At 68.4% G+C, this 19,440-nt stretch carries 15 protein-coding genes; 13 read left to right on the top strand and 2 right to left on the bottom strand.

The features are described 5' to 3' along the window. Positions 1-35 precede the first annotated feature (35 nt). The 6 genes from IAE58_RS16030 to IAE58_RS16055 all read left to right on the top strand — a co-directional run bounded on the left by IAE58_RS16030 (position 36) and on the right by IAE58_RS16055 (position 8,854). Entirely contained in the window at positions 36-1,325 is a 1,290-nt protein-coding gene (locus IAE58_RS16030; protein ID WP_233615061.1) for a TFIIB-type zinc ribbon-containing protein, read from the top strand. Beyond that, positions 1,322-1,609: a hypothetical protein gene (locus IAE58_RS16035; RefSeq protein WP_199934607.1), complete on the top strand. Its 288-nt coding sequence runs from the start codon at positions 1,322-1,324 to the stop codon at positions 1,607-1,609. Before IAE58_RS16030 ends, IAE58_RS16035 begins: the two co-directional genes overlap by 4 nt. Positions 1,610-1,683: 74 nt before the next feature. After that, positions 1,684-4,482 (top strand): PAS domain-containing protein, encoded by a 2,799-nt coding sequence (locus tag IAE58_RS16040; protein ID WP_325166863.1) that lies wholly within the window; start codon positions 1,684-1,686, stop codon positions 4,480-4,482. A 75-nt stretch (positions 4,483-4,557) separates the two neighbouring features. Next, positions 4,558-5,103 (top strand): AprI/Inh family metalloprotease inhibitor, encoded by a 546-nt coding sequence (locus tag IAE58_RS16045; RefSeq protein WP_233615060.1) that lies wholly within the window; start codon positions 4,558-4,560, stop codon positions 5,101-5,103. Positions 5,104-5,316: 213 nt separating this feature from the next. Continuing rightward, the gene (locus IAE58_RS16050; protein ID WP_199934608.1) at positions 5,317-6,975 is read left to right on the top strand and encodes a tyrosinase family protein; all 1,659 of its coding nucleotides are present in this window, start codon (positions 5,317-5,319) and stop codon (positions 6,973-6,975) included. Between the two features lie 151 nt (positions 6,976-7,126). Continuing rightward, entirely contained in the window at positions 7,127-8,854 is a 1,728-nt protein-coding gene (locus tag IAE58_RS16055) for a PAS domain S-box protein (protein WP_199934609.1), read from the top strand. On the opposite strand, the gene IAE58_RS16060 is transcribed toward IAE58_RS16055, so the two are convergent. Further along, positions 8,851-9,945, bottom strand: coding sequence for a crosslink repair DNA glycosylase YcaQ family protein (locus IAE58_RS16060; RefSeq protein ID WP_199934610.1), 1,095 nt, complete (start codon positions 9,943-9,945; stop codon positions 8,851-8,853). The two genes, IAE58_RS16055 and IAE58_RS16060, sit on opposite strands and share 4 nt — an antisense overlap. Positions 9,946-10,417: 472 nt before the next feature. On the opposite strand from IAE58_RS16060, the gene IAE58_RS16065 reads away from it, so the two are divergent. From IAE58_RS16065 to IAE58_RS20125, 6 genes are read left to right on the top strand one after another with little or no spacing between them, the layout of a single operon-like run. Next, complete coding sequence (locus tag IAE58_RS16065; protein WP_199934644.1) at positions 10,418-11,998, top strand: AAA family ATPase; 1,581 nt, start codon at positions 10,418-10,420, stop codon at positions 11,996-11,998. 1 nt (position 11,999) lies between these two features. After that, on the top strand, positions 12,000-12,971 hold the full coding sequence (locus IAE58_RS16070; RefSeq protein WP_199934645.1) for a hypothetical protein: 972 nt from the start codon (positions 12,000-12,002) through the stop codon (positions 12,969-12,971). Continuing rightward, positions 12,968-14,752 carry a VWA domain-containing protein gene (locus IAE58_RS16075; RefSeq protein WP_199934646.1) on the top strand — a complete coding sequence of 595 codons (1,785 nt, stop codon included), beginning with the start codon at positions 12,968-12,970 and terminating at the stop codon, positions 14,750-14,752. Before IAE58_RS16070 ends, IAE58_RS16075 begins: the two co-directional genes overlap by 4 nt. Continuing rightward, complete coding sequence (locus IAE58_RS16080; protein WP_199934647.1) at positions 14,749-15,717, top strand: radical SAM protein; 969 nt, start codon at positions 14,749-14,751, stop codon at positions 15,715-15,717. Before IAE58_RS16075 ends, IAE58_RS16080 begins: the two co-directional genes overlap by 4 nt. Before the next feature lie 2 nt (positions 15,718-15,719). Further along, positions 15,720-16,301: a hypothetical protein gene (locus tag IAE58_RS16085; protein WP_199934648.1), complete on the top strand. Its 582-nt coding sequence runs from the start codon at positions 15,720-15,722 to the stop codon at positions 16,299-16,301. Between the two features lie 4 nt (positions 16,302-16,305). Continuing rightward, complete coding sequence (locus IAE58_RS20125; protein ID WP_199934649.1) at positions 16,306-17,661, top strand: AMP-binding protein; 1,356 nt, start codon at positions 16,306-16,308, stop codon at positions 17,659-17,661. 4 nt (positions 17,662-17,665) lie between these two features. Here IAE58_RS20125 and IAE58_RS16095 read toward each other — a convergent pair whose 3' ends face one another. Beyond that, positions 17,666-18,331: a TraX family protein gene (locus IAE58_RS16095; RefSeq protein ID WP_199934650.1), complete on the bottom strand. Its 666-nt coding sequence runs from the start codon at positions 18,329-18,331 to the stop codon at positions 17,666-17,668. Between the two features lie 79 nt (positions 18,332-18,410). Between IAE58_RS16095 and pip the strand changes: the two genes are divergently transcribed. Then, positions 18,411-19,364 carry a prolyl aminopeptidase gene (pip, locus tag IAE58_RS16100; RefSeq protein ID WP_199934651.1) on the top strand — a complete coding sequence of 318 codons (954 nt, stop codon included), beginning with the start codon at positions 18,411-18,413 and terminating at the stop codon, positions 19,362-19,364. Positions 19,365-19,440: the final 76 nt, after the last annotated feature.

Consider the following 19,440-nt stretch of genomic DNA (forward strand, 5'->3'; position numbering starts at 1 on the left):
CCCCCGTGCCGCCCGCCGCACCCACGCCGCCGCCCCTGCCCGGGGCGGCGCCGGATGGCCCCGGCTCGCCGCAGGATGTGCCGCCGCCGCCCGGCAGTTTCCCGCTGGACACCTCGAAACTTCCGCAGGCGATCCGCGATGAGATCGAGGCGCCCGACCCGCAGGCCATCGATACCTCGGCCAGCGAACTGAAGGACGGCCTGAACCGCTGTCCCAAGTGTGGCGCCACCGATATCCGGCCACGCCTGGGCACCGACATCCTGGTCTGCCAGTTCTGCCGTCACGAATGGCACGGTGCCCGCGTGGAGGAAGCCTTCGGCCTGGGCGAGGCGATCAGCGACCTTCGCGGCACGGTGATCGCCAGCGGCGCGCGCGACATCGATGCCGACCTGTCGGCACTGATGACCTTCAAGTGCACCGGCTGCGGCGCCGAAGTGACGGTCAATACCGAAAGCACCATGACCGCCCGCTGCCACTGGTGCCGGCACGTGTTCGGGGTGAACGAGCAGATTGCCAACGGCGCGGTGCCCGACGCGGTGCTGCCGTTCCATATCAGCAAGGACGACGCCGTCGCCCGCATCCGCCAGTTCGTGGACAAGCGGCGGATGTTCGCGCTGAAAGCGTTCAAGGACCAGTTCACCCCGGAAAACGTGGTGGGCGTGTACCTGCCCTACATGATCGTAGACGGCAACGTAAGCGCGGCAGTGGCTGGCAAGGGCGAGATCAAGACCCGCGAATACACCCGCGGCACGGAAAAGAACAAGCAGACCTACTACGACGCCGACATCTACCAGGTGGAACGCCAGGTGGATTTCACCGTGGACGATCTGCCGCTGGAGTCGTCTGCCGACCGCGGCAACCTGGACACCCGCGCCAACACCAACAACATCATCAACACCATCCTGCCGTTCGATACCAAGAACGCGGTGAAGTGGAACGCCTCCTACCTGGCCGGCTTCACCTCGGAAAAGCGCGACCTGGACGTGGAAAAACTGCGCCCGCGGCTGGAAGACCAGCTGCTGTCCATTGCCCGCGCGCAGGTGGAGCGCAGCGTGAACCGTTACGACCGCGGCGTGCGCTGGGAACAGGAACAACTGCAGGTGCACGGTACCCGCTGGGTGGCGATGTACCTGCCGGTCTGGCTGTATTCCTACCACCAGCCCGGCCGCAACGGCGGCATGCTGCACTACATCGCGGTGAACGGCCGCACCGGTGAAACCATGGGCAGCGTGCCGGTGCAGCAGTGGAAGCTGCTGCTGGCCGCGCTTACCACCGGCACGATCATCGAAGCCCTCGCAATCGCGTTCCTGGTGGCAACAACATGAGTGATGACGCTGGTCTCTGGTTGCTGGCCGCAGGCCCGGCAGGCGCCACGGCGCTGTACTGGGCGCTGTACCGCTACTACCGCAACACCGACAAATCGCACGGGTTCGAACACGAAACCGAGATCGACGCGCAGCCGGTCACCGGCTCGGACCGGCGGGTGGACAGCATCACCGGCACCCAGGAACGGCGCGTGCGCGGTGACAACGTGCATGACTACCGGAAGCGGGTGGCACGGATCGCGCCCGATGCCGACCGCAACGGGCCACCGGGCACCACGCCCTGACCACACCCGGCTGATCTAGACTGGCGCCCCTGCCGCTGGCGGCCGGGGCCCATTCTTTACCTGCCGAGACCGCCGTGAACGCTGCACCCCCGAACGATTCCCCTGCGGCACGTGCTGCGGCCAGCGTGAACATGGCCTTGGCTGCCGGCGCCATCGTCGGCACCTGGTTCTGGGACGTAACGAACGACCAGCTGACCGTGGATGCCTACCTGGCCCGCGCCTTCGGCCTGGACCCGGCACTGGCCGGGAAGAAGATGCAGCTGCACGACGTGCTGGGCGCCATCCACCCCGACGACCTGCCCGGGCTGACCGCCGCCATCGACGCCGCCGTGCGTGAGGGCGACCGCTTCGCCCACCCCTACCGGGCGCGTGGCGAGGACGGGCAGTACCACTGGCTGGAAGGCATCGGCCGGATCGAGCGCGATGCCAGCGGCCGCGCCACCGGTTTTCCTGGCGTGCTGATCGACATTGACGAGCGCCTGCGCGTGCAGGCCGAGCGCGATCAGGCACAGGCCTTGCTGCGCTCGTTCATGGAAGCCGCGCCCGGCGTGATGTACGCCAAGGACCGTCAAGGCCGACTGCTGATGGGTAACCATGGCGCCACCGAACTGATCGGCCTGCCGCCGCAGCAATACGTGGGCCGCACCGACGCCGAACTGCTGGGCGACCCCGCGCAGGCCGCCGCGGTGATGGCCACCGACGAACGCATCATGGCCAGTGGCCGCACCGAACAGCTGGAAGAAAAGATCAGCTTCGCCGATGGCCGGCAGGCCTGGTGGCTGTCGACCAAGGCGCCGCTGCGCGATGCCGACGGCGCGGTGATCGGCCTGGTTGGCACCTCGCTGGACATAACCGACCGCAAGGCCGCCGAAGCCGAACGCCTGGATATCGAAGAGCGCTATCGGCTGGCCGCACAGGCCACCAATGATGCCGTGTGGGACTGGCGCATGGCCGATGGCCACGTGATCTGGAACGAAGCGGTCAGCGCGTTGTTCGGCCACGCGGTAAAGACCTCCACGGCGCAATGGTGGCTGGACCACATCCATCCCGACGACCGCGCGCGGGTCGACAGCAGCATCCATGCGGTGATCGACGGCCACGGCAGCGCCTGGATGGACGAGTACCGCTTCCGCCGCGCCGATGGCAGCTACGCCGATGTACTGGACCGCGGTGCCGTGCTGCGCGATGCACAGGGCCAGCCCCTGCGCATGATCGGTGCCATGCTGGACCTGTCCGCGCGCAAGGCCGCCGAAGCCGCGTTGGCCGACAGTGAGGAACGCCTGCGCCTGGCCACCGAAGCCAGTGAACAGGGCTTCTGGGATGTGGACCTGGTGCGTGGCGTACTGATCTGGCCGCCTCGCACCAAGGCCATGTTCGGCATGTCCGCCGGCGCGCAGGTGACCATGGATGACTTCCGCGCCGGCCTGCACCCCGACGACCGCGACGCCACCCTGGCCGCACTGGATGCGGCCGCGGATCCGGCCCGGCGCGCCAGCTACGATGTGGAGTACCGCACCGTCGGCAAGGAAGACGGCATCGTGCGCTGGGTGGCCGCCAAGGGCCGCGGCATCTTCGAGCACGGCCAGTGCGTGCGCATTCTAGGCGTGGCCATCGACATCACCCGCCGCAAGGCCGCCGATGCGCGTCTGCAGGAATTGAACGAACAACTGGAAGCACGCGTGCACGCCGAAGTGGCCGAACGCCTGCGCGTGGAAGATGCCCTGCGGCAGAGCCGGAAGATGGAAGCGGTGGGCCAGTTGACCGGCGGCATCGCGCACGATTTCAACAACATGCTGGCCACGGTCATCGGCCCGCTGGACCTGCTGGCACTACGTATCGACAGCGGCGACAGCCGCGCCCACCGTTACATTGAAATGGCGCTAGATGGTGCCCAGCGTGCCGCGCAGCTGACCCAGCGCCTGCTGGCGTTCTCGCGGCAGCAGCCGCTGCAACCGGTCGCCCTGGACAGCAACCACCTGCTGGCCGGCATGAGCGACCTGCTGGTGCATTCGCTGGGCAGCAGCATCATGTTGGAAACGTTGCTGGGCCGCGACCTGTGGTGGACCCACGCCGACGCCAACCAGCTGGAAAACGTGATCCTGAACCTGGCCGTGAATGCCCGCGACGCCATGCCCGGTGGAGGTCGCCTGAAGGTCGAGACCGGCAACTGCCGCGTCGACATCGGCAACACGGCGTTCCATCCCGGCATTCCAGCAGGCGACTACGTGCTGATTGCGGTCAGCGACACCGGCACTGGCATGGCGCCGGACGTGCAGGCGCGCGCCTTCGATCCATTCTTCACCACCAAGGACGTGGGCCAGGGCACGGGACTGGGGCTGTCGCAAGTTTATGGCTTCGTGCAGCAGTCGGCGGGCCATGTGGCGCTGGACTCCAGCCCCGGCAACGGCACCTGCGTGCGCGTCTACCTGCCGCGCCTGCTGGGCGAAGCGGCACCGTCGGCGCGGCCGCCGTCACGCAGCCCGGCCACACCGCCGGGCGGGGGCGCCGAGCGCATCCTGGTGGTGGACGATGACGAGGCGGTGCGCCGCTTTTCGGTCGATGCCCTGACCGAGCTGGGCTACGACGTGCTGTCCGCCGATGGCGCCGCCAGCGCCCTGCCCCTGCTCGATGCCCATCCGTCCATCGCCCTGCTGTTCACCGACGTGGTGATGCCCGAAGTCAACGGTCGCCAGCTGGCCGAGCAGGCGCTGGCCCGGCGCCCCGGCTTGAAAGTGCTGTACGCCACCGGCAACAGCCGCAATGCGCTGGTGGACGACGGCGTGCTCGATGCGCGCGTGCAGCTGATCGGCAAGCCCTTCACCATCGACGAGCTGGCGACCCGGGTGCGGGTTGCACTGGCGCAGACCGGCTAGTTCACGCCTCCGATGCAGGGTCGGGGCCAGGCTGGGCGCGCGCGCCCTTCCGCCGCTCGCCTCGAGGCACCGACCATGGTCATCCGCACCCGTTCCGTGCTGCTGTTGATGTCGTCCAGCCTGGTCCTGGCAGGGCCCCTGTTCGCCGCCGCGCAGGACGCTCCGCCACCGGTGGGCGAACTGAGCACCACCACGCAGACCACCTCCAGCGAAACCACCCATACACGCAGCAGCCGCAGCGAGATCGACATCAGCCTCGACGACGGCGCTGACGACGACTGGGGTGAGAGCCGGGGTCACGACGCACGCCACCGGCGCGACGATGTGGACGAACGCGATCTGTTCGGCCAGTGGACCCTGGGCCAGGAAGGCGGCAACAGCTGCACCATCGAACTGAAGGACAGCAGCTGGTTCGGTGGCTACGGCGCCTGGGTACCGGCCGGTTGCCCCGATGGCGTGTTCTCGGTGAACCGCTGGCTGCTGTCGGGCAACGACCTGCTGCTGACCGATACCAACAACACGGTGATCGCGCGCTTCCGCCAGGGCGGCAGCGGCCGCTGGTCAGGGCGCCGGGTTGCCGATGGCGCCCGCCTGTACCTGAACCCCCAGGGATCGCGCTGACCACCGGCGCAGCGTCGTTCCGAGTGTGCCCTGCTGCCCAGAACCGGGCGCAAGGCGGTGCCTATACTACGGCCGCCTGCCCCCGGTTGCCGCTGTGCGACCGCAACTGGCAGGCAACGGACGGGATGTATCCGTTGGGCCCGCGGCCACCCCGCCGGCCCCTGCCGTGCTGTGCGACCCCATGCGGTTCCACCACACACCAGGAAGGATGCCATGCGCCTCACACGACGTGATTTTCTCGCAACCACCGCCAGCGCATCGCTGGCCTCGCTGGCGCCGGCGGCACTGGCCGACGATGCCCCTGCCGCCGCTGCAGCTGGCGCGGCGCGCTTCCAGCGCTACAACGTCACCAGCCCACAGGGCCAGCGCATGCTGGCCAGCTATGCGCGCGGCATCCGCGCCATGCTGGCCTTGCCGCCCGACGATCCACGCAACTGGTTCCGCAATGCCTTCGTACACCTGATGGACTGCCCGCACGGCAACTGGTGGTTCTATGTCTGGCACCGGGGTTATGTGGGCTACTTCGAACAGACCATCCGCAGCCTCAGCGGCGATCCGCAGTTCGCCATGCCGTACTGGGACTGGACCCAACTGCCGAAGATTCCACCGTCGATGTTCGAGAGCGTGCTGACTCCCACCGACGCGGCCTATTCGCGCTACACCCGCAACCTGGCGGTGTTCACCGATTTCATCAAACCGGCCCTGCAGCGCTATTGGGCCACCCTGGACCCGGAGCAGCGCAAGCAGTTGTCGCTGCGCGGCTACAACAGCATGGACGATGTCTGGAACGATGTGACCGGCTACAACGCCAAGGAACAGACCGGCATTTCCGGCAATGCCGCCTACGCGGTCACCTGCGGCGCCCGTTACCTGTGGAACGAACACCCGCAGCTGGACCCGAAGACCGCCTCAGCGGTATCGCCCGATACCATCCGCGCCGGCCTGTCACCGCAGGACTTCAACAATCCCGACATCAGCCGCAGCTTCACCAGTTCGCGCACCGCCTCGCACGTGCTGCAACCCGACGGCGCCACGAAATTCTCGGTGCTGGAAGGCTTCCCGCACAACAAGGTGCACAACTGCATTGGCGGCGTCGGCGCGGTCGATCCCGGCCCGTACGGCAACATGACCAACTTCCTGTCACCGCTGGACCCGATCTTCTACCTGCACCATGCCAACATGGACCGCCTGTGGGATGTCTGGACCAAGCAGCAGCAGCGCTTCGGCCGCCCGATCATGCCCACCGATCCGGCCACCCGCGACCAGTTCATGCGCGAACCGTTCCGCTTCTTCGTCGACGCCCAGGGCCGTCCGGTCGGCAACAGGACGGCGCGCGATTTCTTCACCACCCAGGCCTTCGATTACGACTACGCCTACGGCGCCGGCGCGACGGCCGGCGCGACTGCTACCGCTGTTCCCGCTGCCGCCGAAGCAACGCTGGTGCGCGGTGCCCGTGCGCAGGATGCGGTGCGCGTGGCCGTACCGCACGCGGCGGTGCGTGCGCACCTGGCCGCCACCGCGCCGCGCCAGTTGATTGCCGAAGTCACCCTGGAACGCCCCCACGGCCTGCAGAACGCGCGCGAATTCGACGTGCTGGTGAACGCCCCGGCCGGGGTGCGCGGCGTGGATGCGGACAGCCCGTACTATGCCGGCACGGTGTCGTTCTTCGGCCCCAGCATGCCGGGCATGGATCACAGCCATCCGACCACGTTTGCGGTGCCCCTGCCGCAGAAACTGGCGGCCTTCAGCGGGCTGTCGGCGGCCGCGGGCGGCAGCACCACGCTGGAAATCCGCCTGGTGGCCTCCTCCGGGCAGACACCACAGGCGTTGCCGGTGCTGGACGCCGCGATCCTGGTGCCGCCCGGCTCCTAGGGTCCGCTGGGCCCTTCGTGAACTGCGTCAATGCCGCGTAGGCCGGCATTGACGCACGCTTCACTGGTCTGCGCATCAGCATAACCCGTTCATTGTCAGGATCGGACCGCAGGTCGCAGCACCACACTTTCCTTCACAGCACACGCTTGCCATGGATGAAGTCGCCCGACTTGAAGAACTGAATCGCCTGGGGGTGCTGGATACCGCATCGGAACCCGTGTTCGACGCTATCGTGGCCGCTGCGCGCGCCGCCACCGGCATGCCAACCGGCCTGATCTCGCTGATCGACCACGATCGCCAGTGGTTCAAGGCCAACATTGGCCTGGAAGGCACCTGCGAAACCCCGCGCAACATCTCCTTCTGCACCCACGCCATCGAACAGCAGGGCCTGATGGAAGTGCCCGATGCGCGCCAGGACCCGCGCTTCCAGCAGAACCCGTTGGTGCTGGGCGGGCCGCGCATCCGCCACTACGCCGGCATTCCGCTGGAAACCGCGCACGGTGCACAGATCGGCACGCTGTGCCTGCTCGACACCCTGCCTGGCGTGCTCTCGCCGTCGCAGCGCGAACTGATGGTGCACCTGGGCCGGGTCACCACCCAGGTGCTGGAACAACGCAGCGCGCTGCTGGCCCAGGTGGAACAAGCACGCATGCTGCACCGCGAACTGAAGCGCAGCGAGGATTTCCTGGAGCGCACCAACACCGCCGCGCGCGTGGGTGGCTGGGAACTGGAGCTGGCCAGCGGCGAGGTGCGCTGGACCCGCGAAACCAAACAGATCCACGGCGTGCGCTCCAGTTACGAACCCACGCTGGCAACGGCGTTGTCCTTCTACCGGCCCGACACCCGCGGCATCATCCAGACGGCGGTACAGCGCTGCGTGGAAGAAGGCACGCCGTATGAACTGCAGCTGCCGATGACCACCGCCGATGGGCGCGACATCTGGGTGCGCGTGGTCGGCAACCGGCAGATTGTCGAAGGCCGCCAGCGGCTGGTCGGCGCCATCCAGGACATCAGCGAGGAACGCGCCACCCGCGATGCGCTGGAAGCCAGCGAAGTGCGCTACCGGCGTCTGTTCCACTACAGCCTGGGCCTGATCTGCACCCACACGCTGGATGGCACGCTCACCTCGGTGAACCCGGCCGCCATGCAGTCGCTGGGCTACGACGAAGCGCACGTGGTCGGCCGGAGCCTGGGCGAGTTCATGCCCGAGGACAAGCAGGACCAATTTGCCACCTATCTGCGCCGTATCGGCGCCAACCACACCGATTCGGGCGTGATCGAACTGATTGCCGCCGATGGCACCCGGCGCTACTGGGCCTACCACAACGTGCTGGATTCGGAGGCCCAGCCGCCCTATGTGCTGGGCCACGCGCAGGATGTCACCGCCCTGCGCACCCAGGAACAGCAGCTGCGCGAACTGTCCTTCAAGGACCCGCTTACCCAGTGCAACAACCGGCGCTACCTGCACACCCTGGAAGCGCAGACCGGGCAGGCCTGGGCCTGCCTGGTGTTCGACCTGGACCACTTCAAGCAGATCAACGACAGCGAAGGCCATCGCCGCGGCGATGCGATCTTGGTCAGCTTCGCCACCTTCCTGCGTACGCCGCTGGGCAAAGACGAGGCCGTGGTACGGCTGGGGGGCGATGAATTCCTGGTGGTGTCCAACCACCCGGATCCGGCACGCCTGCAGGAGCTGGAGCGCTGGTACAACGATCATTGCAGCGATTCGCCCTGCGCATTCTCGATGGGCGCAGCGCAGCATGTACCCGGCGAAAGCGTGGCCGATACCATCCACCGCGCCGATGACCATCTGTACCGCGCGCGAGCCCGCGTGCGCCGGTCGCCGCGCGGCGCCAGCCATGGCGATGGAGGACGCTAGTCCAGCAGGAAACGGCTCATGCGCTGCAGTTCATCGTCCAGCGCGTTGCTGAAGGCCGCACCGCGCGGGGCGGCGCCACCGATGTAGCCGAACTGCGGCAGCAGCTGGCCGCCGGCCACCGTCACATTGGCCCAGCCAATGACCTGCTCGTGCCACAGCAGCGGCAGCGCGTAGTAGCCGAAGCGCCGCTTGGCTGCAGGCGTGTAGGCCTCGAACCGGTAGACCCAGCACCACAGCTGCTCGAAGCGGCGGCGATCCCACACCACCGGGTCGAACGGCGCCAGCAGGCGCACGGCCTCATCCACTGCGTGGCGTCGCGAACGCGGGTTCTCGTCTGCTGGCCAGAACCAGACCGTGCCATCCACCGTGCAGCTGGCCAACTGCGAACGCGCATCGCGCAGCGCCTGCTGCAACGGCGCGGCCAAGTGCGGGGCCCCGTAGCCCAGCAACCGCACCAGATAGGTCAGGCTGGCCGCCGGCAATGGCGCGTACTTGCGCACGACCAGGGCCAGCAAGGCCTCGGCACGCTGCTGCGCGGTCAGGCCATCGGCATCAAGCGGCGCGTGCAGCGCCGGTGCGTAGATGCGCGTGCCGCTGTCACGCCGCTGCACCCGCAGCAGCCCGCGGTAGTGCATGCCATCAAGCAGCTGCGTGCTGGCGTTGCTGGTGCCGCCCCAGTAATTGGTCACCCGTCCATGCGCAAAAACCTGGTCCACCTCGCGCGGGTGGACCGCACCCTGCGCCTGCACGAACGCCAGCACCTGCTCGGCGCGGCGCCGGGTCGCCGCATCCCAGGCGCGCTTGGGCACGCGCGGGTGCATCAGCGCCACGTGCTCACGCGGCAGGAAGCCGTAGTTCACCAGGCAGTCTTCTTCCACCGGCAACCGCGCGTAGCGCCGCTCCAGGTCACCGGCGCGGTAATCCTTCACGCGATGGCGCAGGGTCAGGTCCTGGGCACGGGCGGGCGCACGGATCGGATCGGCCTGCACGAAACCCAGGCGACGGATCGTCGCCATCAGCGTAGTGGGCGCGAACAACGTGCGTGACACCGCATAGCGGCGCAACTGGTCCAGGGTGGGCGAAGCGGCCATGGGCCATTGTAGATCGGCGCGGCAGCCGGATGGCGGCGACTGGGCCCCGGCGACGGAATGTCGGCAACTGGGTGGCGTCGACGGGGGGGCAACGACGGGACGGCCACGACTGGGGGGCAACGACGGGGGCAACGACGGGGGCGACGACGGGGTAGAGTCGACTGTTAGTCGACTGCTCTTCCCAGAGCTGCCGAAAAACCCGCGCTGCGCGCGATAGTCGACTAACAGTCGACTCTACCCAGCCGACCATTTCCAGTCGACCATTTCCAGTCGACCATTTCCAGTCGGCCGATTCCAGTTGGTCATTTCCAGTCGGCCATTTCCAGTCGGCCATTTCCAGTCGGCCATGCCCGCTCGCGCATCCCCAACCGACCCTACCCAGTCGACGTTTCCCCGCCATTTCCCCAGCCACGGGGCGCAGGTTGTGCGCGGCCGTTCTACAATCCCGGCAGGCCGTCACCCAAGGATCTGCGTGCCCCCGTTCAATCTGTTCCAGCGTCTTTCGCAGGCGCCGACCAATCCCCGCGCAGAGCCGGCACCACGCAGCTTCGATGTGGCCGAACTGTACGCAGGCCCGGTGGCACTGCCCGGTGATGCGGCTGCGGCGCCGTTGGCGCTGGACGAGAAGCTGCGCCAGGCCTACTTCTGGATCGTCAACAACGCGATCATCAGCCCGCACTACGACATCGAATACCACGACGGTCCGTCACCGCGTTTCAACGTGGGTGACAGCCGCCGTCCGCTCACCCTGCCGTCGGCGCAGAGCTACTCCAGCTACGTGCTGCTGCCACTGCTGACCTTCGCCACCCGCCGCAAGTGCCTGTTCGTGGGCGGGCCCGGTCGTGGCAAGACCGCCAGTGCCATCCTGATGGGGGTGCTGGCCGGCTACCCGGTTCGCGAGGTGCGCCGCGCCATGCAGCATGGCCACCCGCAGATGACCATTGCCGATCTGCTCGGCAACCCGTTGCCGGCCGACCTGGTCGCCGCCCAGGACATGAACCAGATCCGTATCGCCTGGCGCAGCTGGCTGAGCATGCGGGTGAAGATAATCGACGAGTACAACCGCATTCCCACCCGCACCCAGAGCGCCCTGCTCACGGTGATGGGCGACAACTACGCCGAAATCCTCAACCACGTCTACGAATGCCCCGAATCGGCCTGGTACCTGACCGCCAACGACGATCGCGGCGGCGGCACCTACCAGGTGATCGAGGCCCTGCGCGACCGCATCGACGTGGTCGTGCAGGCGCTGGCGTTCAACCCGCGCTTCCTGGAAGAGATGCTGCTGCGCATCGAACAGGACATCCGCCCCGAAGAAGTCGTGCCGCGCGACATCATCTTCACCGAGGCCGAGGGTGACCAGCTGCTGCAGGAAATCCGCGCGGTCGAGGTTCCGCAGGACGTGCGCCGCCGCATCGAATTCTTCAGCAGCCAGTTCGAGCTGATGGAAACGGCAGGTGCGCAGTTCGAATACATGACCAAGGACACCGCGCGCCTGGCCGGCGCCGACTGGGCACAGCTGACCGCAGCCGACAGCGGCCGCGACCGCATGAAGGACCTGGGCTGCCAGACCCGCAACGGCCTGTCCGTGCGCAACCTGATGACACTGCTGATGTTCGCCAAGGCCATGGCCTACTTCCGCGGCAACACCACCGTGGCCCTGGACGACGTGCGCCAGGTGCTGCCTTTCGTACTGAACGACAAGCTGCAGCCCGATCCGGATGCACCGTTCTTCGCGCTGCCGGAAAACGCCGCCTACCGCAGCGACCACCTGGGTTGGCTGCGTTGGCTGTTCGATGCGTCCACCGCCGAGTACGACCGCCTGGACCTGGACCGCGACGATCCGGTGGGCGTGCTGTCCGAGCAGTTCGCGCAGGGCCTGGACGGCCTGGGCGAAGGCGAGACCCGCAAGCGCCTGACCCGCATCGAGCGGCTGGTGGAAGAGCGCGTGAAGGGGCGCAAGCTGTACGGCCACCTGTACGACGATCTGCTGAAACTGAAATACCTGCACCAGCGCTACACCAATTACCTGCACTGGCTGCGGGCGCGCTGAGATGGTGTCGCCCACTCTGGCGTCGCTGCTTGCATCGCGGCGCGCGCTGTTCAACCAGGCCGTGGCCGATGCACGCCACCGCTGGCCCAGCCTGGACCTGGCCGCGTTCAGTCAGTTCGTGCGCGAAACCCTGGATACGCTGTGCCAGGCCGTGGACGGCGAAGACCCGGCGTGCACCGCCCAGGTGTGCGAGGTGGCCTTCGAACTGGGGCTGCAGCTGGTGGCCCATGGCCAGGCCGGCCCGCGTGCGCGCCTGCCCTGGGTCGATGCGGCCTGGTGCACCCTGGCACCCGCGCTGGCACCCTTGCTGCGGCGTGAACCGCAGGCGGTGCTGGGCACCGTGGCCAACGCCGTGCTGCGCATGGCCGAGCAACCCGGCGTACGCGTGGACGCATGGATTGCCAGCGTGGCCGCACACGGTGCGCACTGCAGCAGCGTGCAGCAGCTGCGCGACCTGGGCGCACTGGCGGCCTGGCGCGCGGGCATGGCGCAGCTGCGTGAGCCGGTACTGCAGCAACTGGACAGCCTTCCGCTCGCAGTGACCGCCGCGATCATCGGCGCCCCTGCCGCCAGCGTAGACGACCTGCTCGCGCGGCTGGGCGCCGACCGCTGGTACCACCCAGCGCCGAGTGCCGCGGTCGGCCACAGCACGGGCGCCTTCACTGGTTTTGGTGGGTCGTTCAGCACGCCTCCGCTGGTGCGGGCCACGCCGCAGGGCTTTGTCATCCGCAGCGGCGAACAACACTTCCTGCTGCTGGCCGATGCCTTCGGTGCCGCCCTGCTGCCGGCCCATGCAGAGGAGTTCGATGCGGCGCCGACCGGTGCGCTGCCGGCCGCCACCGCCGCGCGCCTGGCCGAACAGCACCTGCCGCACGCGGCTGCGCACCATCAGGTGCAGGCGGTGGCCAGTGACGCCGGCATCGTCCTGTTCTCGGCCTGGTCGCATGCGTTGCGCGTGCTGCCACCGCAATGAACCCGCCACCGCTTCCCGGTTCCCTGCTCGCCTGGCAGCAGGCGTGGCCGCAGGCACTGGCCGCCTGGAGCCGGTTCACCCGCCTGCAGGACCCGCGCCTGTGCGACTCGCACGTGCAGGCCGCTGCCGAGGGCTTGACCGGCAGCTTCGCCGCCATTCGCCTGGCCGACCAGCGCATCGTGATTGATCTTGAGCAGGTGCAGCAGCTCGGCCTGCAGCCCTATGCGGTGGAGATCCTGGCGCACGAGATCGGCCACCACGTGCTGGCCCCGGCCACCGCCAGCGACCATGCGCGGATGCTGGCCCATATCCGCCGCGCGCTGCCGACGCTTGAAGCACACGCGCCGATGGTGGCCAACCTCTACACCGACCTGCTCATCAACGACCGCCTGCAGCGCCAGAACGGCCTGCACATGGATGCCATCTACCGGCGCCTGGCGCAGGCGGCCACCCAGCCGGCATCCACGGTGTGGCAGCTGTACATGGGCATCTACGAGGAACTGTGGCAGCAGCCGCGTGGCGCGCTGGGCGGTTCCCCGGACGATGCGGCCGTGCACGCCGATGCGTGGCTGGGCGCGCGGGTGGTGCGCGTCTACGCCAACGACTGGATGGCCGGTGCCACCCGCTTTGCGACCCTGCTGCTGCCCTGGCTGCTGCAGGTGCAGACCGATGCACGGCTGGTCGCCCTGATGGACACCCAGCACGCCGGCCACGGCAGCCGGCCAGCGGGCCTGGGCCAGTTGGATGACGATGAGCTGTCGCCGATCCTGCACCCGGCACACGATCCGCTCATCACCGGCCAGGCCGATGAAGCGGGCCCAGCGCAAGCACCGCAGGACACCGCAGCCGCCACCTCGCGCGGGCAGATGCGCGAACCGTTCGAGTATGGGCAGATCCTGCGCGCGGCCGGGCTGGATCTGGATGACCACCAGATCGCCATCCGCTACTACCGCGAACGCGCGCTTCCGCACCTGATCCGCTACCCCAGCGCGCCGCAGCCGCAGGCACTGGAAGCACTGCCCGAAGGCCTGGAGCCGTGGGAACCGGGCGATGCACTGGATGCGGTGGACTGGCTGCAGTCGGTCCTGCAATCGCCGCACGTCATTCCCGGGGTCACCACCGTGCAGCGGGTGTACGGGCTCGCGCCCGGCCGCGAGCCGGCGGCAGAACCCATCGATCTGGATCTGTACGTGGACAGCTCGGGCTCGATGCCCAACCCGCAGCAGCACACCTCCTACCTGGCCCTGGCCGGTGCCATCATTGCGTTGTCGGCGCTGCGGGCAGGCGCGCGCGTGCAGGCCACGCTTTGGAGCGGCACCCACCAGCATCTGCATACCGATGGCTTCGTGCGCGCCGAAGACCCAATCCTGCATGTACTGACCGGGTACTTCGGCGGCGCCACCGCCTTCCCGATCCATCGCCTGCGCGACACCTATGCCGCGCGCACGCCGCGCGACCGCGCCGTGCACATCCTGCACATCTCCGACGATGGCATCACCACGATGTTCGACCAGGACGAACGTGGCGGCAGCGGCTGGGACATCGCCCGCCATGCGCTTCAGGCCGCGCGCGGTGGCGGCACCATGGCGCTGAACCTGTACAGCCCGCTGCCGGCACGCCTGGCCGATGCCGCGGCCACCGGCTGGACCGCCGACCTGCTGCGCGCGCGCGACGCCGGGTGGGATATCCACGTGGTGCGCGACATGGCGGACCTGCTGCAGTTCGCGCGCGCCTTTGCCCAGCGCCACTACGCGCCGGGCCCGGCCGGTCCACGACCGTGATCGTGCTGTGGCGGCTGACCACGCTGTGCAACCTGGCCTGTGGGTTCTGTGCCTACGACCGCCGCGTCCGTCAGCCCCGCGTGCACATGCCAGCCGCTGAAGTGGAGCGTGTCGCGGATATGTTCGTGCGCTACCAGCAGCGCAGCGGCCAGCCGGTACTGCTGAGCTGGCTGGGTGGCGAGCCGCTGCTCTGGCCCGGCCTGCTGCCGCTGTCGCAGCAACTGCGTCGACAGGGCCTGCGGATCAGCATGACCAGCAACGGCACCCGCGCCTGGCAACCGGGTGCTGCGCAGGCGTTGGCCGAGGCCTTCGACGAGATCACCTTCAGCATCGATGCCCCGGGCCCCATCCACGATGCGCTGCGCGGCTGGCCCGGCGGCGCGCGCAGGCTGGAACAGGCGATCCGCGCCCTGGCTGGCCTACGCGCCAGCGACAACCAGAGCCGCCCGCGCCTGCGTGCCAACGTGGTGCTCATGCACCCCACCCTCGAACACTTCTCCGATCTGTGCCTGCAGTTGGCCGACTGGGGCGTGGATGAGATCACCTTCAATCAGCTGGGTGGCCGCGACCGCCCGCTGTTTCACCGCCAGCACGCGCTGACGGCCGCTGATGTTGCGCAGCTGCGTCATGCCCTGTCCGCCCTCGCCGGTCAGCTCGCCGAGCGTGGCGTGCAGCTGCATGCCCAGCCGGCATATCTCGACCGCTTCCATGCCAGCGCCATCGGCGCCGCGCTGCCGGTGCTCGATTGCGAGGCCCGTCGTCCGACCCTGTTCATCGACGAACACGGCCGCATCGGCGCCTGCAGTTTCACCGTCGACACCCACGCCATCGACAGCCGCGACCTGCGCCAGCCCGACGACCTCGATACGCTGCGCGAGCGGCTGCGGCAACAGCGCCTGCAGACGCCGGCCGCGGTCTGCGGTGATTGTCCTTCCACCCAGGTGTTTGCAAAATTCGGAACATGACCATGACCGCTGGCCCCGACCTTGATGTCCTGCTGCGCCGCCTGCTGGAAACCCCGCCGGATTTCCTCGCCGTGCCGCGGCGAGCCGGCCAGGGCGGCGTGCACGTGGCAGCCGTGGTCGGCGATGTGTTCGCCCAGCACGGCCTGGAGCTGCCGCCCGCACTGCGTGCCACCCTGTCCGGCGATCTGCCGGGCGTGGGCCCCAACCAGCTCAGCGTGGCCGCCGTTGCCGCCTGGATGATGGCCGACCCGCACTGGCAGCAGATCGCCCTGCAGAAGGAACGCTGGCAAGGCCTGTTCGCAGACGCCATCCCCGCATTGGCGGCCAGCGCCCCGGCCGATCAATTCGTGTTCGACGCGGACCGCCGCGAAGAACTGGCGCGCACCACCATTGCCCGCCTGGGCCTGCTGCCTGAGGGAGAAACCGCCGCGCAGGCCGCCGACCGCCTGGCCCGGATCAGCGGCGTGGAACGGCAGCGCCTGCTCGATGCCAGCCGCGCCACCGAGGCGCGCGCCCGCGCGATCCGCGAAGCGCTGGCGCGCAAGGCCGCCGAAGAATCGGCCGACAAGTGGACGCGTGAGTAGTCCGGTGGCCACGAACACCGAACCGACCGATGCCGATCGCTACCCCACCCTGAGCGATGCCGGCCGCGCAATGCTGCGGCACATGCGCGAACACCCGGCTGCGCCGCTGTTCCGCAACGCCAGCGGCAACCGTCTGCTGGCCGACGAAGTGGCCGCGCTGCGCCTCTACGAACGCGACATCGCCCAGGCGCGGTTCGACTGGCACCCCGGCAGTCCGCCGCCGTGGCTGGACGCGTTCGTGGCAGATACCTTCGCCCAGGTGCCGCACTACCGGGCACTGGGTCGCCCGCCAGCGTTCCAGGACATCCACAGCGTGCACCGCGGCGACCTGGCCGCCGACGTGGCCCGCTTCGTGCCCGACCCGGTGCCGCTGCAGCGGATGATCAACTTCCGCACCACCGGCACCACCGGCCATCCGCTGGTGCTGCCCTCGCACCCGGTGGTGGCCGCGCGCTATCTTGCCTACCACAAGCGCGCGCTGCACCGCTTCGGCATCACCCTGCAGCACGGCGCCGGGCAGATGGGGGTGATGCTGCTGGGCATGCAGCAGCGCTGCTTCACCTATGTGTCGGTCACCCCCAGCATGGGCGAATCGGGGTTGGCCAAGATCAACCTGCACCCGGACGACTGGCGCCATCCCGATGATCGCGCGCGCTACATCGACCAGATGCAGCCGGAGGTGATCGCCGGCGATCCGATCTCATTTGCCGCGCTGCTGCAGTTGCCGGTGCAGCACCGCCCACGCGCGCTGCTGTCGGTGTCGATGGCCCTGTCACACGGGCTGCGTACGCAGCTGGCCGAGCGCTTCGCTTGCCCCGTGCTGGATCTGTATTCCATGAACGAGGCCGGGCCGCTGGCGGTATTCGATGCCGAGGCCGGCGGCCATGTGCTGCTGCAACCGGGCATGTACGTGGAAATCCTGGATGCCGAGGGCACCGCACTACCGCCCGGGCAGACCGGCGAGATCACGCTCAGCGGCGGCTTCAACTTCTGCCTGCCACTGCTGCGTTACCGCACCGGTGATCGCGGCGCATTGGCCATGGCCGGTGACACCCCGATGATCGTCGGGCTGCAGGGGCGCCGCCCCCTGCGCTACCGCACCGCGCAGGGCCAGTGGATCAACAACATCGACCTGACCCATGCGCTGGCGCCGTTGCCGCTGTCACGATTCGTCGTGCACCAGCACGCCGATGGCAGCGTGAAGCTGTCGCTGCCGCCGGCCGAACTGCAGCATGCCGACGCCGCTGCACGGCGGCTGGCCGCAGCGCTGGTCGGCCAACCCGTGCAGGTCGTTCCGCTGCAGCACGACGACAAAGTGCTGCAGTACAGCAGCGATCTTGCCGGCAGCCACGCGCAGTAGCCGCTCAGCGCAGCAGCTGCGCGTATGCCGCCAACACCGCCAGATGCCCCACGTAGTACACGTAGAACCACCAGCGCGTGCGCGCAATGGCCCAGGGCCAGCGTGCCATCAGCCACAGCACCGGCACCGCCAGCAGCGCCCACGCGTTGCCGTTGAACCAGCACAGCGCGGCCAGCGCGGGCAGCGGCAGCCACCACAGCCGGTGGCGGAACGCGATCCAGCACAGCAGCACCAGCCCCACGCCGGCCCAGCGGTAATCCACGAAGAACGGCAACATACCCGCGGCCAGCAGCAGCCACCACGGTTGATTCCTTGCAAGCGCTTGGATGGCCAGGGCCGCCAGGGCGAAGGTCAGCAGAATGTTCACCGGTAGCCAGCCGCCGAACGCCCAGGCATGCACCGGCTGCGCCAGCACGCCCCACAACGCCAGGCGGCGGATCGACTTGCCCATGTCCGCGCCGGGCTGGGCCAGGTTGCAGGCCATCACCGCCGCAAACAGCGGAAACGCGATACGCCCCAGCTCGCTCACCAGCGGCACGTAGCCGCCATAGACCACCTTGGCCACGTGGTCGCCGGTCATCAACAGCAGCGCAAGCCACTTCAACGCCTCGCGCGCGCCACTGGGCAGCACGTAGGGAACGGTGGTCGGGGCTGTGGGTGCATCCTGCATGGGTGTTGGGTTTCGGGTTGTGCCCCAAAATCTTGCCACGGCTGGCTATGCTTGTGCGTCCTGCACGTGAGGCACCGCCATGCGCACCCTGTATCCGTCCATCGAACCCTACCGCCAGCACAGCCTGGCCGTGGATGCGCTGCACACACTGCATATCGAAGAATGCGGCAACCCACAGGGCCAGCCCGTGGTGTTCCTGCACGGCGGGCCCGGCGCAGGCGTTTCACCGGTACACCGCCGCTTCTTCGATCCGGCCCGCTACCGCATCGTGCTGATCGACCAGCGTGGCTGTGGCCGTTCCACGCCCTTCGGCGAGCTGCGCGACAACACCACCGCGCACCTGGTGGCCGACATCGAGCAGGTGCGCGCACACCTGGGCATCGAGCGCTGGCTGGTATTCGGTGGCTCGTGGGGCTCCACCCTGGCATTGGCCTACGCGCAGGCGCACCCGCAGCGCGCCACCGGGGTGATCGTACGCGGGGTCTATCTGGGCCGTGCGGAAGAAAACCGCTGGTTCGCCGAAGCCGACGGCGGCGCACGCTGGATCTTCCCGGAGCGCTGGGCACGCTACGAGGCCTTCATTCCCGAAGACGAGCGCGGCGACATGATCGCGGCGTACTGGAAGCGCCTGGACAGCCCGGACCTCGCCGTTCGCATTGCGGCCGCGCAGGCCTGGCTGGGCTGGGAAGACAACGCCGCCACCCTGCTGCACGACGTCAACGCGGTATCCGATGAAGACCCGCAGCAGACCCTGGCCAAGGCACGCATCGAAGCGCATTACTTCCGCCACAACGCATTCCTGGAACACGGCCAGCTGCTGCGCGACATCGATCGCATCCGTCACCTGCCCGGCGTGATCGTGCAGGGCCGCTACGACATCATCTGCCCCGCGCGCAGCGCCTGGGATCTGGCCCAGGCCTGGCCCGAAGCGCGGCTGGAGATGGTGCTGTCCGGCCACAGCGCCACCGAAGCGGCCACCACCGATGCACTGATCCGCGCCACCGATGCCGCCCTTGGCGGCCACACCGGCTGACCCCGACACGCCCATACCGCCCACCCCGCACACCCGTAGAGTCGAGCTTGCTCGACTGCTCCACGCGAAAAGCCGT

The sequence above is a fragment of the Stenotrophomonas sp. S49 genome, assembly GCF_016624905.1.
Lineage (GTDB): Bacteria > Pseudomonadota > Gammaproteobacteria > Xanthomonadales > Xanthomonadaceae > Stenotrophomonas.

Excerpts from the sequence above, each read along its gene's own strand:
- IAE58_RS16055 (WP_199934609.1), top strand. The coding sequence starts at position 7,127 with ATGGATGAAGTCGCCCGACTTGAAGAACTGAATCGCCTGGGGGTGCTG.
- IAE58_RS16075 (WP_199934646.1), top strand. The coding sequence starts at position 12,968 with ATGAACCCGCCACCGCTTCCCGGTTCCCTGCTCGCCTGGCAGCAGGCG.
- IAE58_RS16035 (WP_199934607.1), top strand. The coding sequence starts at position 1,322 with ATGAGTGATGACGCTGGTCTCTGGTTGCTGGCCGCAGGCCCGGCAGGC.
- IAE58_RS16070 (WP_199934645.1), top strand. The coding sequence starts at position 12,000 with ATGGTGTCGCCCACTCTGGCGTCGCTGCTTGCATCGCGGCGCGCGCTG.
- IAE58_RS16060 (WP_199934610.1), bottom strand. The coding sequence starts at position 9,945 with ATGGCCGCTTCGCCCACCCTGGACCAGTTGCGCCGCTATGCGGTGTCA.
- pip (WP_199934651.1), top strand. The coding sequence starts at position 18,411 with ATGCGCACCCTGTATCCGTCCATCGAACCCTACCGCCAGCACAGCCTG.
- IAE58_RS16050 (WP_199934608.1), top strand. The coding sequence starts at position 5,317 with ATGCGCCTCACACGACGTGATTTTCTCGCAACCACCGCCAGCGCATCG.
- IAE58_RS16095 (WP_199934650.1), bottom strand. The coding sequence starts at position 18,331 with ATGCAGGATGCACCCACAGCCCCGACCACCGTTCCCTACGTGCTGCCC.
- IAE58_RS16085 (WP_199934648.1), top strand. The coding sequence starts at position 15,720 with ATGACCGCTGGCCCCGACCTTGATGTCCTGCTGCGCCGCCTGCTGGAA.
- IAE58_RS16045 (WP_233615060.1), top strand. The coding sequence starts at position 4,558 with ATGGTCATCCGCACCCGTTCCGTGCTGCTGTTGATGTCGTCCAGCCTG.